The sequence below is a fragment of the Bacillus sp. FSL P2-0099 genome (assembly GCF_038007445.1).
GTDB classification, from domain to species: Bacteria; Bacillota; Bacilli; order Bacillales; family Bacillaceae_G; genus Bacillus_A; species Bacillus_A mycoides.
This window is the reverse complement of the sequence record NZ_JBBOXE010000001.1, coordinates 1,148,060-1,161,691: the sequence shown is the minus strand read 5'-3', so window position 1 is coordinate 1,161,691 and position 13,632 is coordinate 1,148,060. Positions and strand designations below refer to the sequence as shown.

The following is a 13,632-nucleotide window of genomic DNA, read 5'->3' as shown; positions in this document are numbered from 1 at the left end:
TTTTGACCTTACTCCGCTCGCAACAAAAAAAGCCCTTACCGCTTCTATCCACAGCTCGAGCCTCTCTCCCATCAAAAAAGAAGATTTTTTTATTCTTTATCTGCTTTCCTTCAAAACTAAGACCTTCTCCTCATAACCTTTCCCTTTAACCTCATCATCTCTCTGGTATTACCTCGCTCGAAATAAAAAAAGGCCCTTACCGCTTCTATCCACGGTTCGAGCCTCTCTTCCATCAAAAAAGAAGGGTTTGGTTTTATTCTTTATCTGCTTTCCCAAGCTCATATGCTTCGCCCATTACTTTCATCAATAGCTCTAACACCGGCTGTGCTTTCTCCATATCAAGTGCAATTCCATTAGAATCTAAAATTGCCTTTGCTTCTGGTAAATGCTTCATTGCGATTTGTAAAAATTGCATACTTTTTTCGTTCATGTAATCTCTTCCTCTCCATTAAAGCTTTTCAATCAATTATCCATACAATAGTGTAACATGCATGCTACCCTTCGTATAACTCTTTATATTTTTTCATATGTGCCAATTGTTTATTTAAACCGAATTCTACTGGTGTATTTTTTTGAATAGAAATAACCTCTACAGCTTCATCTCTTACTTCCACATTTTTGTTATTTACTTTATCATCTGCATGTAAAAGACTCATACCTTTTTCCCATAACTCTTCTTTTCCACTAAGTAAATTATATATACCGAGGTGTTTTACATTCATTCCATTTTCCCATAAATATTCACATACATCTTCAACGTAAAGTAAATCACTTCCTTTTTCTCCATTTATACAACGGCACTCTTTTTCATCAAGTTCTGATAAAATAAGCTGATGATACATCATAAACGACGGTTGCCACGGCCCATATAATGTAGGAACTCGATATGCACTATATTGTAATTCGCCTTTTTTCAACCCTTCTTCCACTTTCGAAAATAGATGTTTGTTTTCGGATTCTTCAGTGCTTCCTATTTCAATAGAAGAAATTAGATTTAACTTTACTTTATTTTTTTCACACATCCTTACGATTCGTTTTAAATATTGTAATATGACCCTTTCATTCCGAAATCCACTTTGCTGATTCGGCTCATACAAGCAAAAATAAACTGTATCGAAACTCTCTTCCTCTACCGATCGCCATCCGTCTTCATCCCTTATAGAATAGTACGTAAATAACGCATTCCGCCCAATCAACAATAATTTCTCTTCATTAATTTTTGTCATACTATCAAATTCATCAAAATCAAGACCATATACTTCTACTTCTTCTGCAATCATTTTATTCACAAGGTGATAACCTACAAACGTAAGTGCACCTATAATCAGCACGCGTTTCATACCACCAACCCTTTCCCCTTGAAACAAATAGCTCCTCATTTATGTATATGGGAGCTTCACAATTCTTCTTCATATTTTTTAAAGAAATCAGTCGTTTGTCTAACCATTTTATATTTCACATCTTGCAGATGGAATAAAACAGAAGTATCGCATTGATTGAATTGCCTCATTTTCTCGTATTTACGTAACAATTGTTTTCTTCCTCTTTTTTCCTGTGTTGAGACAAAAACTTTAACAGGTACACAAGACGGCAGAAGCGCAAATGATTTCTTATTTATTTTTGATTCTAATTCTTCTTCTTTGGAATCATACGCCAAACTTAATTCCTTCACTAATCTTTTGTAAAAAAACTTATGCTCTTTCTCAAAATCCACATATTCTGGTAAATCTAAACACGGATTTAACATAACGACAGAACGTATACATTCAGGGTATTTGTTCATCATCTCCAGTGCTACAAGCGCTCCCATACCATCTGCCATAATGTGCATTTTCGCATTCAATGTCTCTTTTCTTAGAACGACATCATACAAACGTTTTGCAAGACGAACAGCTCGATCGTTCCCCCAATGCCTTCCGTATAAGTTAGATGAAAAGACCGTATAACCTTTTTCAATAAGGCCCTGTAAAAAATAAGCTCTCCCTGCATGCTGTGTCCATAAACTTGTACCATTCTCAATAAAATAGTTATAATCTCCTAGGAGCATAACAGAAAATCCATTTGGCTTTTCCGGTAAATAAATTACACATGGTTCTTTTTCTAAGTAAAAAAAACGTTCCGTAATACTCATTTTTCCCCCGCCTTATTTTCTAAACGTATAAAAGTACTCTTTATAATGTATGAACAGAATGCAAATTTGCGTTGAAAAATCTACAAATATTTTTCTATATTCTTTTTTCAATTGTGTTACAATAAGGACAGATTGAACGAATAGAGGTGTAAAATATGCGTTTCATTTGGGCATTAATTTGGTCGTTCGCACTTGTACATATGATGAGCTACGTAATCGGCTCTATGACTGGCGGTACATACGATTTTAACCAAGCGTCTATTTTCTCAGTTGTTCTTGCGGTATTAGTATTAGCGATTGCAGCTGCGATTCCAAACGAGCCAGTAGAACAACACTAAAAAAAGAGTCCGGATTTTATCCGAACTCTTTTTTTACTTCACACGCACGACTAATTCGTTATTTTTTACATCAACCACTACGTGACTATTGTCAGTAATCGCTCCTGCAATTAATTCTCTCGCTAATTTCGTCTCAACTTGACGCTGTACGTATCGTTTTAACGGACGAGCTCCGTACAGCGGATCGAATCCAGCTTCTACAACAAATTCTTTTGCAGATTCCGTCAATTCTAATGATATGTGGCGATCTGCTAAACGCCCTTGTAATTCTTGTACAATCTTATCAACAATACCTTTAATTTCATTCCTTGTAAGAGGTTTGAATAAAATAATTTCATCGACACGGTTTAAGAATTCTGGTCGGAAATGTCCTCTTAATTGTCCCATTACAAGTTCTCTTGACTCTTCTTTAATAGAACCATCTTCTTCTAGCCCTTCTAATAAGTGAGCAGATCCAATATTTGAAGTCATAATAATAACCGTATTTTTAAAGTCTACTGTACGTCCTTGTGAATCTGTAATGCGGCCATCGTCTAACATTTGTAATAAAATGTTGAATACTTCTGGATGTGCTTTTTCGATTTCATCTAACAAAATAACAGAATATGGTTTACGTCTTACTGCTTCTGTTAATTGTCCGCCTTCTTCATATCCAACATATCCAGGAGGCGCACCAATTAAGCGTGACACTGCGTGTTTCTCCATATACTCAGACATATCGATACGAATCATTTGCTCTTCACTGTCAAATAACGTTTGTGCTAACGTTTTTGCAAGCTCAGTTTTACCAACACCTGTAGGGCCTAAGAAAATAAATGAACCAATTGGACGATTCGGATCTTTAATGCCAGCGCGAGCACGAAGTACTGCGTCTGATACAAGGCTTACCGCTTCCTCTTGACCGATAACACGCTCTGATAAAATTTGTTCAAGACGTAATAATTTCTCACGTTCACCTTCAACGAGTTTTGCGACAGGAATACCAGTCCACCTTGAAACAATGTCTGCAATTTCTTCTTCACTTACTTCCTCGCGTAATAAACGATTCTCTTGTTTATTATGTGCACCCATCTCTTCCGCTTCTTTTAACTCTTTTTCGATAGCTGGAATTTTCCCGTGGCGAAGCTCAGCTGCTTTATTTAAATCGTAATTTCCTTCTGCTTCTTCTAACTCACGGCGCAAGCGCTCTAAATGTTCACGTAAGTCACGCACTTTATGAATGTCTTCTTTTTCTTTCTCCCATTTCGCTCTCATACTACTTGCAACTTCTTTTAAATCCGATAATTCACGTTGCAATGTTTTTAGGCGCTCTTGACTACCTAAGTCCTTTTCTTTCCCAAGAGCAGCTTCTTCAATTTCCAGCTGCATAATGCGGCGCGTTACTTCATCTAGTTCTGTTGGCATAGAATCAATTTCTGTTCGAATTGTTGCACAAGCTTCATCAACTAGATCAATCGCTTTATCAGGTAAGAAGCGATCCGAAATGTATCGATCTGATAAAACAGATGCTGCTACAATCGCGCGGTCATGAATATTTACACCGTGATAAATTTCAAAACGCTCTTTTAAACCACGTAAAATGGAAATTGTATCCTCAACAGTTGGCTCTTCTGCTAACACTTGTTGGAAACGTCTTTCTAACGCTGGATCTTTCTCAATATATTTACGGTATTCATCTAATGTCGTTGCCCCGATACAATGTAGTTCACCACGCGCTAGCATTGGTTTTAACATATTTCCCGCATCCATCGCTCCTTCTGTTTTACCAGCGCCGACGATGGTATGAAGTTCATCAATGAATAATAAAATGCGACCTTCACTCTTTTTAATTTCATTTAATACAGCTTGCAGACGTTCTTCAAACTCACCGCGGAATTTTGCCCCGGCCACAAGTGCACTCATATCTAAAGCGAAAATTGTTCTATCTTTTAATCCTTCTGGGACATCTTTTTTCACAATACGCTGCGCTAATCCTTCAACGATTGCTGTTTTACCAACACCGGGTTCACCAATTAAAACCGGGTTGTTTTTCGTTTTACGTGAAAGAATGCGGATTACACGTCGAATTTCACTATCGCGACCGATAACAGGATCAATTTTCCCCGCTCTCACTTCAGCCACTAAATCACGGCCATATTTTTCTAACGCTTCATAAGTTGCTTCTGGATTTTGACTAGTCACTCTTTGATTCCCCCGAACTGTCATTAAAGACTGTAATAAGTTATCTTTCGTAATATAAAATTTTGCGAATAATTGATTTATATCGCCTTTTTCTTCAGAAAAAGCAAGTAATACATGTTCGATTGAAATGTAGTCATCTTGCAGTTTCTCCGCTTCTTTTCCTGCTCTTACAAGCAGTTGTTGCAAAGCACCTGTTACATATAATTTCCCTGCCTCTGCCCCGCTTCCAGTTACAGAAGGCTTTTTCTTAATTAAACTTTCGGCGCCTTGCTTTAACGCTTCTATATCGACATTCATTTTTTGAAAAATACGTACCGTTAATCCGTCTTGTTGCTCTAATAACGTAAGCAATAGATGAACAGTATCTACTTCTTGATGATGATGAGATACCGCTAAAGATTGAGCACTCATAATCGCTTCCTGTGTTTTCGTTGTCATTTGATTTAAGTCCATCTTTACAGCCCTCCAAATGTTTGACTTTCTTTGACCTTTGATTTGATTATACGCCAACTGACTTTTTTATACAATAATTTTGCTTATGTAGTTCAAACTTATTATTGGAAAAAGAAAAAAGTAACATTCATTTTCCTAATCAAAAAAGCCGCAATAACGATTGCGGCTTCTGTTACGGTTTTCTTTTATATGTCCACTGACGGTTATGATTTGCGTTCTCTGGAAACTTTTCACCGGCAGTTAATTGTACCATTTGCGGATTTTTCACCATACTTCCCGTTTCACCAATTTCTACGTAAATGCCATCATTTGGCGCCTTTTGCCCTGAACGAAACCTGCGATTTTGTCCCATTTCCATTCTCCTTCCATGACGTCTTGCCTCATTAGTATATCCATTTTAAAAGAAAGCTTTTCTGTCATGTTTAGGAAACAAGTACTACGGTTTACCCATGTACATATATATAATTACACAAGCTTAAGCAGGAATTATTGGCATATTTGTTGAAAAAAAAGAAACCAACCTACTTTAGGCCAGTTTCAAAGGAGAGTCAAACATATACGAGAAGATTACATGTTCATTATAAGTCGCATCATTCAAACAATGTAACCCTTTTCACAAATTGTACATAATGAAAGAAACATTGTTTGAACTTTCTAAAAAGATATTGACTTTCCCTAATTTCCAACGAGAAATAGTAGACACCACAGCGCTTCGCGACGTAAGATGGATATATAGTGAAACTTTCATCTACAGTAGTTTCACCCAGTCTAACCTCTTATTTCTGCATATTAAAAACGGAAATACAGATAGAATCAAAAAATTTATTATAAGAGGTGAAATTATGAACAAACAACATTTAATCGCATTAGACTTAGACGGAACTTTATTAACAGACAACAAAATAATTTCTCCAAGAACGAAAAACACAATTGCAAAAGCAAAAGAACAAGGACATATTGTCGTTATTTCAACAGGGCGTCCATTCCGCGCTAGTTACGATTATTATAAAGAACTTAGCCTTAACACACCAATCGTAAACTTTAATGGAGCTTACGTGCATCACCCTCTTGATTCAAGTTGGGGAACACATCACTCTCCTCTTGAACTTTCAACAGCGCAAGAAATCGTCCGAGCTTGCTTTGATTTCGGCGTGAAAAATGTCTATGCTGAAGTCATCGATGATGTGTATGTCCGTGAAATTGATGAAGATAAAAAACATATTTTTGAATTCGGTTCTCCAAAGATTTTCACAGGAGATTTATTAAATATTTTAAACGACCATCCAACTTGCTTATTAATCGATGCACATGACGAGCATTCTGCTGCAATTCGCCAACATTTAACAGATATGCATGCTGAAGTCATCGACCATAGAAAATGGGGTGCACCTTGGCCAATTATTGAAATTGTAAAAAGCGGATTAAATAAAGCTGTCGGATTACAAAAAATTTCAGGCCATTATAACATTCCTAAAGAGCGAATTATCGCTTTTGGTGATGAGGATAACGACTTTGAAATGATCGAATTTGCTGGTCATGGAATCGCAATGGGTAATGCGATTCCTGAATTAAAATCACTTGCAAATCATACGACATTAACGAATGAAGAAGATGGTATCGCTCTATATTTAGAAGAGGTTCTTGGATTGTAATCTAAAAATTCCCTGCTTATAGTTTCTCGCTAAACGCTCATACTATTATTAGACGCAAAAGTCAGCGCGTCAATTGTTTTCAGCTAAATAAAGGGGGTTTTTCGAATGGGTAAAAAGAACAAATCAAAACGTTTTATCCAGCAAGGAGCCGATGCTGTTATGAAGCATGATGCAAGATTCCCGTACAGAGGTACATTAGCTGAGGCAGAAAAAGCGAGAAGTAACTCTTCATTTGGAGGGGTTTAAATGGGGAACTTACTATTCCAACAAGCTAGAGACGCTGTTTCAAGTGCCGTTTCTTGTTCAAGTGGCGCTGAACAACAGGAACTCGTTTATAGAGCAAAAAACTCTTTGCACTCTGCTTATGCAAACTCTTCAACTGCTGAAAAAGTTCAGCTACGTGAAATGCAGGAGCAATTGCAAAACATTACGAATTCGCATTAAAAAAGGAGGACCAGCTTTGGTCCTCTTTAATCTTTTCTAAACAATCCAAACACACCGACCGTTTGCAGTATATTTGTAAATGCACCTGGGTCCACTTGTTTAATAACCCTCTCTAATTCGTACAACTCGTAACGAGTAATAACAATCATTAACATTTCTTTATTTTCATTTGTATAAGCACCTGTTGCTGGTATAGTTGTAATCCCTCTCACTAAGCGAGAGTGAATCGCTTTTCGCACATCTGCCCCGTTCTTTGTAACAATTAATGCCGTAATCTTCACATGACGGGTATGAATCGCATCAATAATTCTCGTTGATACATACAAAGTGACTAAAGTATATAATGCCTTTTCCCATCCATATACGTAGCCAGCAGCGATAATGATAAGTGCATTAAAGAAGAAAAAATACGTGCCGACAGGCTTATCTTTTATTTTTGATAAAATCATGGCAATAATATCTAGACCACCTGTAGAAGCCCCCCACTTTAAAGCAACCCCTACCCCAATCGCTGAAATAATACCACCAAAAATCGCATTCAATATAATATCGTGCGAAACCGCTCTAACTGGGATAATTTCTAAAAACAAAGTCATAAATACAACACAAAGAAAACTAAAAAATGTAAAGGCCTTCCCAACCTTTTTCCACGCTAAAATAACGACAGGAATATTAAACAAACTAAACAATACCCCCGTAGATATATGAATAGATAAAAAGTCACCTAATATTTGTGACAATAATTGAGACAATCCAGCAAAACCACTCGCATACACTTTCGCTGGTGTTAAAAATAAATTCATCCCAATCGCATTTAATAAACCCGCAATAATTACAACGACTAACTTCTTAATAAGTTCAGTATAATTCAGCTTCAAATCCATTTCTAATCCACCTTTAGTATTCATGAATGCACCGCTATACATAGTCTTTACGAAAAAGGAAATGATAAACATACAACGTTTAGAAATGGAGTTGATACATATGCCACATACTAGTGATAACGACAAAAAAGCACGCGACAATAATGCAAAGCGCACTCAAAAAAATGAACAAGAGCAAAAAAATATTCAGCAAGGAAAACGTGCATATTCTAAGAAAACCGATCACCTTTGATTACATCGTACATCAACGTTAATGTTGATGTACTTTTTTTACATTTTACAGGGAAAAAACATTAAAAATTCACTTCATGTTCACTTCTATATTCTACAATAGCGATAACATATTCGGATGAGGTGTTAGCATGAAAGGAAAAAGTACATTCATTATCACTGCACTAATAAGTATATTAATGCTATCTGCTTGCGGACAAAAAAATGACTCGGGCACAATCGCTACAACAACAAACTCAACCATTACGAAGAGCGATTTCGAAAAACAATTGAAAGATCGATACGGAAAAGACACGCTATACGAAATGGTAGCACAAGATGTTATTACTAAAAAATATAAAGTATCTGATGATGCAGTAGATAAAGAAGTAGAAAAAGCAAAAGATCAATATGGAGAACAATTCAAAGCAACACTAGAAAATAATCGTTTAAAAGATGAAGAAGATTTCAAAAATCAAATTAAATTCAAACTTGCATTGAATGAAGCGATTAAACAAAGCGTTACAGAAAAAGATGTGAAAGACCACTATAAACCAGAAATTAAAGCTAGTCACATTTTAGTAAGTAACGAAAATGAAGCGAAAGAGATAAAGAAGAAATTAGATACCGGCACTTCATTTGAAGAATTAGCAAAACAAGAATCTCAAGATTTAGCATCAAAAGATAATGGCGGAGACCTCGGATACTTCGGGGCAGGCAAAATGACACCTGAATTTGAAAAAGCTGCCTACAAATTAAAGCCCGGCCAAATTAGCAATCCCGTAAAATCACCAAACGGCTATCACATTATTAAACTAACTGATAAAAAAGATTTACAACCTTACGATAAAGTGAAAGACTCTATACGTAAAGACTTAGAAGAAGAACGTCTTGCCGACCCTTCCTTCGGTCAAAAATTATTACAAGATGAATTAAAAAAGGCGGATATTAAAATAAACGATAGTGAATTGAAAGATACATTTTCTCATCTTTTTGGGAAAGAGAACTAAAATAAAGCACGATCTTATTTTTTCAAATAAGGTCGTGCTTTTTCTTCAGACTTTTATAATGCCAATTGATGTGATCTAGTTCTGCCTCTACTTCGATTAATATATCTATTAAGTCATCTTTATTTTGCTGAGATTTCATAATATTTTCAAGCAATTTTTCGAATCTTTCACTACTCTCATATATATCATTTAAATCCACCGCTAATATTTCACGTTCTTTTTCAGGGCATACTATGGAAAGACGGTTTATTAATTGTTCAAGTACATTATCTTGCACTTCCGTACCTCCGTTTCAATATCTCATCTATTCTTTCTTAATCTCTTGTAACAAAAGCATACAAAATTCAACTGAAGCTATTAGGGGGCACCATACCCAAAAAAGAAAACTGTACATTTAGACATTAAATTGACGTATTTCAATTTATTCCCTGTACGTTAAGGAATTAGTTTGTATATTTGTGGAGATATACGAGACAGGTGTGAATTTAGGGGAATCCAATATTTTCTATTCAAATATGATAGAATGAAAATATATCCAAAAGGAGGAACAACAAATGAACTCAAACACAAAACAGTTTATTTATGATATCCAGCAAAGAAAGAACAATTATATGGAAAATGTATTAATAGCAATACAACACCCTAAAAAAGAGCAATCTGAACAGGTCATTCAAAATATAGTAGAGAAGATGGATATGATGATTAGTTTAGTTACTACTTATATGAGGATTGAATCAGGATCTACGGAAGAATTAGAAGCACTTCAGGAAGAAATCATTCATGCTCAAGCATATATTCAAAAACGAAAATTTGAAGAAACACAGAGATAAAACCCTGTATTTTTATTTGGGCGTCTATGACGCCAATCGGTTATAAATCAAACTAGATGTAATTTGATCATTGTTTTGGCATAATCCATACAATTTGTTGAATACGTACAATATGCGGCACCTTATCTTCAATGAGCAAATGATCCGGTTCACATTCTTTAACTTTCCTCTTACATTACCTCTTACAGCTTCAATAACCACATGTTTACCAATTACCGATTGTAATGTCTAATATACGTAGGGATTAGGTACACTTACCATATTTTGTTCACTAAAGTCATTTACCTCTAAAAAACTCATTCTATAGGACTCCTTTCTAACTTACATTTTCCCTCTTAATATATGATATAAATCTTATAACTATACTAGAAGGATATTTCATTATAAAAACGAAACTAACATTTTAATAAGGTGCGTTTTCTATTCCTAAATTGCTAAAAAATTATTTATATAAGGTTACTTTTACTAGTTAATAGGTGATGATATAGGGATATTTTGAATGTACATCCAGGCTGTTCCTTTCAAGATATGTATCATTTTAAATACGCCCTTTATTAGAATAGTGCTCATACATTTTTTGAGATTCTTTAGTAATACGTGCGTTAAGTAAAATTGTTAACAATAAAAACACTCCATATTTCCCCCCTGTAGCTCCTATGATAATCACACTACTACAAACAAGCACAATTAATAAGATAAACGAAACTAAATAAATACAGTCATAATTCTTTGACATTTCCTCGTATTTTATGCGTTCTTTCCTTGCATCCATCTAAATTATCCATTTCACTATAAAATAAATTCCGACCTTAAAAAGAAAAATCTGTCCATTTAAATAATTAGTTTGTTTTTTTAGCAACTAATGTATATAACATGAAAAGAAATCCTACCAATGTTAAGCTTTCCACTATGATAATCCCGACCCTCTCCTTCCTATTAACCCCAACACATCAGATGAAAATTATGTGTACCCCATATTAGCTGCAGCAAACAAAAAGGATCCTCCCTTCTCTTAAAGGCTGATCCTTTTCTTCGTGCATTCAACTATTTTTAGCTATTCTTGATTAATTAGAATAACAGCTGGTCCATCTACACGAATTCCACCAACTTCGATTTTTTCATAAGGCTCAACTGTAATAGAAATGACCCCTTCCCGCTTCTTTAATTCTTTACTTAATTCTTTGGTTAACATTTTTTTCATGTGTGCACTCCTTCTTACTACTTAATTTACTATTGTTATGTAAATAAAATTAAAAGTGGTTTCCTGGTCTGGAAACCATTTTTTGTAGTTAACCATATGGTGTTACCAGTTCGCTTATCAATTTTACGTAAAGAAGATAAACAATTACTATTCACTGTCTCAGTAGATGTAAGAAATTCTTAAAGATAGCGGTGAGATTGATTGTTTTTTCTTCTAGAAATAATGACTTAGATAGTATATTACCTAAAACAATGAAAGCCCTACCTCTCTTTCATCCTTACGGCTCCTTGTCCGTGCCAGTGTGAATCAGGATTGCAAAATCAAGTGACTATTTAATCGAGTTATTTGATGAAACTTCGAACGTTCGTAAAAGAAATTTAAAAATAAAAATGGATTAGATTGAAGTAATAACAAAAGAGGTTCCTACTCTAAAAGTGAGTTAAAGAAGTTGAATGTCTTTGAAATGATTTACTTTTAATAATCATCATATTCCCGAAAAATTCAGGATATTTTCGGGGGATGTAATACATTATCTATAATGAATCTTAACAGAAACTTTTTATTTGATTTTCAGTGATTCCTTTAATTAATCCTAGTTCACTAATCAAAAATTCATGTGCGTTATCCAACATTTTTTTTTCGCTTGTATTAAGTGCCTTTTCTTTCTTCATACGCATTAAATCACGTACAACTTCAGCACCTTCTTGTATTTCACCCGTTTTTATTTTGTCCTTGTTCACTTTATACCTTTGTTTCCACGGCAATAATTTATCTGATTCTCCATGCTGAAAAATTTGTATAATGTGTTTTAATGCAAGTATATCAGTAACTGGGCGTATACTCGAACTTAATATTTTCCCCATAGGAATCATGACTTGCATATTACTGATCGACATTTTTATAACATAATACTGTTGTTTTTTTCCTGAGAATTCTTTTTCTTCTATGGCTTCAATTATACCTGCTCCGTGCATTGGATAAACAATGTTATCGCCAATTTGAAACATATAATCCACCTCCATATATGGTAACCTTCTCAACCTTAACATATATGTGATTTTTTATCAAATATTTTATAATATCATAAAATTGTTTTTATCGTCAACTACTTTTTTGACAAAAATTAAATTAAGTAAAAAACACCCCAAAAACAATAGGGAGTGTGTCAGATTCCCCCGCTTATATTCAGAAATCTCTACTCATTAACGTAGATCAGTTTTCCCTTGAAAACGACCAAATCGATCCCGTATTTTTTTCAATCTTGTGTGGTATTCCAAAATCTCAATTCTTGCTTTTTCAGCTAAAGGTGCAATTGGTCGTAAGTCTTTTAACCCCCAATAATCAACCACTACATCAAGTACTTGATCAAAATATTGTAGTGGTCCATAATTCGCTTCTTTTGCAATCACAGCCATTCTATTTTCAAAATCAGGCATGACGGCACCTGGCATTTTAAAATTCTTAATCACATTGGCAATATGATAGCAATAATTAGGTTCTAATTCCAAATGTGTTCGAATGACGTCTCGATAAAACGCATAATGAAGAGTCTCATCTTTGGCGAGACGACGTAATAATGTAGCAAGATCTGGATCATGCTTACTTGAAACCTTAGCTACGTTATTATAAAACACCAGCGTTGCAAGTTCTTGTAGCGTCGTATACGTCATTGCTTCGATTGGTGTATGAAAATCAGGCTCAAATCCACCCTCAACGACTGACTTTCTTAAATCATGTATTCGTTTAGGGTTCACACTTCGAGTGAGTAGTAAATATGTCTCCAATAAATTCGAATGTTGATCCTCTTCTGAGGTCCAAGTATGAATAAAGTCTGTAATAACAGAAAGGGATCCTTTAAAGGTCGCCGATAAATACGTTGTAAACCATGGTAAATTCACTTCTGTTAATAAAGCTGTCTCAATAGCCGTAATTACACCAGAAGGAAGAGTAACTTGACTTTCATCCCAAGGAACTCTTTTAAAGTCCATTCCCTTATCCCATGGTAAAAACTCATGATAACCCCAGTCTATCTTCTGCGCTCTTATTTTATGTTGTTCATACAGTTCTTTTAAACGTGGTTCTAATCGGAAATCTAAATCATTTGTTAGCATATATAAGTGCCCCCTTTTTTATCGTAGATAGTCATTCTATTTTTACATTCATTTGTATCCTTAAAAATTTTCTACAAATAAATATTACTTTCCTTTTTTTAAGTCAAATACAACAAATTTTTAACAAACCACTTTAAGAACGCTTTATTTCTATATGATTTTTTTCATATCAAAAGGGAAACCGTTA

General features: G+C 34.8%; 18 protein-coding genes and 1 pseudogene. 7 read left to right on the top strand and 12 right to left on the bottom strand.

All coding sequences use genetic code 11. From position 1 onward, the window contains the following. Positions 1 to 253: 253 nt before the first annotated feature. From MKY90_RS05915 to MKY90_RS05905, 3 genes are all read right to left on the bottom strand, one after another. Positions 254 to 430, bottom strand: a complete 177-nt coding sequence (locus MKY90_RS05915) for a ComZ family protein (protein ID WP_002011319.1) — start codon at positions 428 to 430, stop codon at positions 254 to 256. Between the two features lie 64 nt (positions 431 to 494). Beyond that, on the bottom strand, positions 495 to 1,367 hold the full coding sequence (locus MKY90_RS05910; protein WP_002086991.1) for an NAD-dependent epimerase/dehydratase family protein: 873 nt from the start codon (positions 1,365 to 1,367) through the stop codon (positions 495 to 497). A gap of 29 nt (positions 1,368 to 1,396) precedes the next feature. Further along, the gene (locus tag MKY90_RS05905) at positions 1,397 to 2,131 is read right to left on the bottom strand and encodes a hydrolase (protein ID WP_002030268.1); all 735 of its coding nucleotides are present in this window, start codon (positions 2,129 to 2,131) and stop codon (positions 1,397 to 1,399) included. Between the two features lie 155 nt (positions 2,132 to 2,286). Here MKY90_RS05905 and MKY90_RS05900 point away from each other — a divergent pair, with 155 nt between their 5' ends. Beyond that, entirely contained in the window at positions 2,287 to 2,469 is a 183-nt protein-coding gene (locus MKY90_RS05900; RefSeq protein ID WP_001211111.1) for a YjzD family protein, read from the top strand. A gap of 33 nt (positions 2,470 to 2,502) precedes the next feature. Here MKY90_RS05900 and clpB read toward each other — a convergent pair whose 3' ends face one another. Together clpB and MKY90_RS05890 are read right to left on the bottom strand one after the other, a co-directional pair. Further along, positions 2,503 to 5,103 carry an ATP-dependent chaperone ClpB gene (clpB, locus tag MKY90_RS05895; RefSeq protein ID WP_098167262.1) on the bottom strand — a complete coding sequence of 867 codons (2,601 nt, stop codon included), beginning with the start codon at positions 5,101 to 5,103 and terminating at the stop codon, positions 2,503 to 2,505. 172 nt (positions 5,104 to 5,275) lie between these two features. Next, positions 5,276 to 5,455 carry a YjzC family protein gene (locus tag MKY90_RS05890; protein ID WP_002086997.1) on the bottom strand — a complete coding sequence of 60 codons (180 nt, stop codon included), beginning with the start codon at positions 5,453 to 5,455 and terminating at the stop codon, positions 5,276 to 5,278. A gap of 490 nt (positions 5,456 to 5,945) precedes the next feature. On the opposite strand from MKY90_RS05890, the gene MKY90_RS05885 reads away from it, so the two are divergent. From MKY90_RS05885 to MKY90_RS05875, 3 genes are all read left to right on the top strand, one after another. Next, complete coding sequence (locus tag MKY90_RS05885) at positions 5,946 to 6,755, top strand: Cof-type HAD-IIB family hydrolase (RefSeq protein ID WP_002030271.1); 810 nt, start codon at positions 5,946 to 5,948, stop codon at positions 6,753 to 6,755. A 105-nt stretch (positions 6,756 to 6,860) separates the two neighbouring features. Next, a complete protein-coding gene (locus tag MKY90_RS05880; RefSeq protein WP_000516816.1) occupies positions 6,861 to 7,001 on the top strand; it encodes a hypothetical protein in 141 nt (46 codons plus the stop codon). After that, positions 7,002 to 7,199, top strand: a complete 198-nt coding sequence (locus MKY90_RS05875) for a DUF3813 domain-containing protein (RefSeq protein WP_002011309.1) — start codon at positions 7,002 to 7,004, stop codon at positions 7,197 to 7,199. 26 nt (positions 7,200 to 7,225) lie between these two features. On the opposite strand, the gene MKY90_RS05870 is transcribed toward MKY90_RS05875, so the two are convergent. Then, on the bottom strand, positions 7,226 to 8,083 hold the full coding sequence (locus tag MKY90_RS05870) for a YitT family protein (RefSeq protein WP_002125914.1): 858 nt from the start codon (positions 8,081 to 8,083) through the stop codon (positions 7,226 to 7,228). A gap of 100 nt (positions 8,084 to 8,183) precedes the next feature. Here MKY90_RS05870 and MKY90_RS05865 point away from each other — a divergent pair, with 100 nt between their 5' ends. Further along, entirely contained in the window at positions 8,184 to 8,315 is a 132-nt protein-coding gene (locus tag MKY90_RS05865; protein WP_001120851.1) for a DUF3941 domain-containing protein, read from the top strand. A gap of 130 nt (positions 8,316 to 8,445) precedes the next feature. After that, the gene (prsA, locus tag MKY90_RS05860) at positions 8,446 to 9,303 is read left to right on the top strand and encodes a peptidylprolyl isomerase PrsA (RefSeq protein WP_341090775.1); all 858 of its coding nucleotides are present in this window, start codon (positions 8,446 to 8,448) and stop codon (positions 9,301 to 9,303) included. A gap of 22 nt (positions 9,304 to 9,325) precedes the next feature. On the opposite strand, the gene MKY90_RS05855 is transcribed toward prsA, so the two are convergent. Next, complete coding sequence (locus MKY90_RS05855; RefSeq protein ID WP_098167261.1) at positions 9,326 to 9,580, bottom strand: hypothetical protein; 255 nt, start codon at positions 9,578 to 9,580, stop codon at positions 9,326 to 9,328. A 277-nt stretch (positions 9,581 to 9,857) separates the two neighbouring features. Here MKY90_RS05855 and MKY90_RS05850 point away from each other — a divergent pair, with 277 nt between their 5' ends. Then, positions 9,858 to 10,133 (top strand): hypothetical protein, encoded by a 276-nt coding sequence (locus MKY90_RS05850; RefSeq protein ID WP_002166150.1) that lies wholly within the window; start codon positions 9,858 to 9,860, stop codon positions 10,131 to 10,133. Between the two features lie 67 nt (positions 10,134 to 10,200). Here MKY90_RS05850 and MKY90_RS05845 read toward each other — a convergent pair. The 5 genes and pseudogenes from MKY90_RS05845 to MKY90_RS05825 all read right to left on the bottom strand — a co-directional run bounded on the left by MKY90_RS05845 (position 10,201) and on the right by MKY90_RS05825 (position 13,445). Further along, positions 10,201 to 10,433 (bottom strand): annotated as a pseudogene (locus MKY90_RS05845) (DUF2642 domain-containing protein). Between the two features lie 238 nt (positions 10,434 to 10,671). After that, positions 10,672 to 10,905, bottom strand: a complete 234-nt coding sequence (locus MKY90_RS05840) for a hypothetical protein (protein ID WP_002030277.1) — start codon at positions 10,903 to 10,905, stop codon at positions 10,672 to 10,674. 282 nt (positions 10,906 to 11,187) lie between these two features. Then, the gene (locus MKY90_RS05835) at positions 11,188 to 11,334 is read right to left on the bottom strand and encodes a BC1881 family protein (RefSeq protein WP_002011296.1); all 147 of its coding nucleotides are present in this window, start codon (positions 11,332 to 11,334) and stop codon (positions 11,188 to 11,190) included. 545 nt (positions 11,335 to 11,879) lie between these two features. After that, the gene (locus MKY90_RS05830; RefSeq protein WP_341090769.1) at positions 11,880 to 12,341 is read right to left on the bottom strand and encodes a CarD family transcriptional regulator; all 462 of its coding nucleotides are present in this window, start codon (positions 12,339 to 12,341) and stop codon (positions 11,880 to 11,882) included. 195 nt (positions 12,342 to 12,536) lie between these two features. Further along, positions 12,537 to 13,445, bottom strand: a complete 909-nt coding sequence (locus tag MKY90_RS05825) for an acyl-ACP desaturase (RefSeq protein WP_002030281.1) — start codon at positions 13,443 to 13,445, stop codon at positions 12,537 to 12,539. Positions 13,446 to 13,632: the final 187 nt, after the last annotated feature.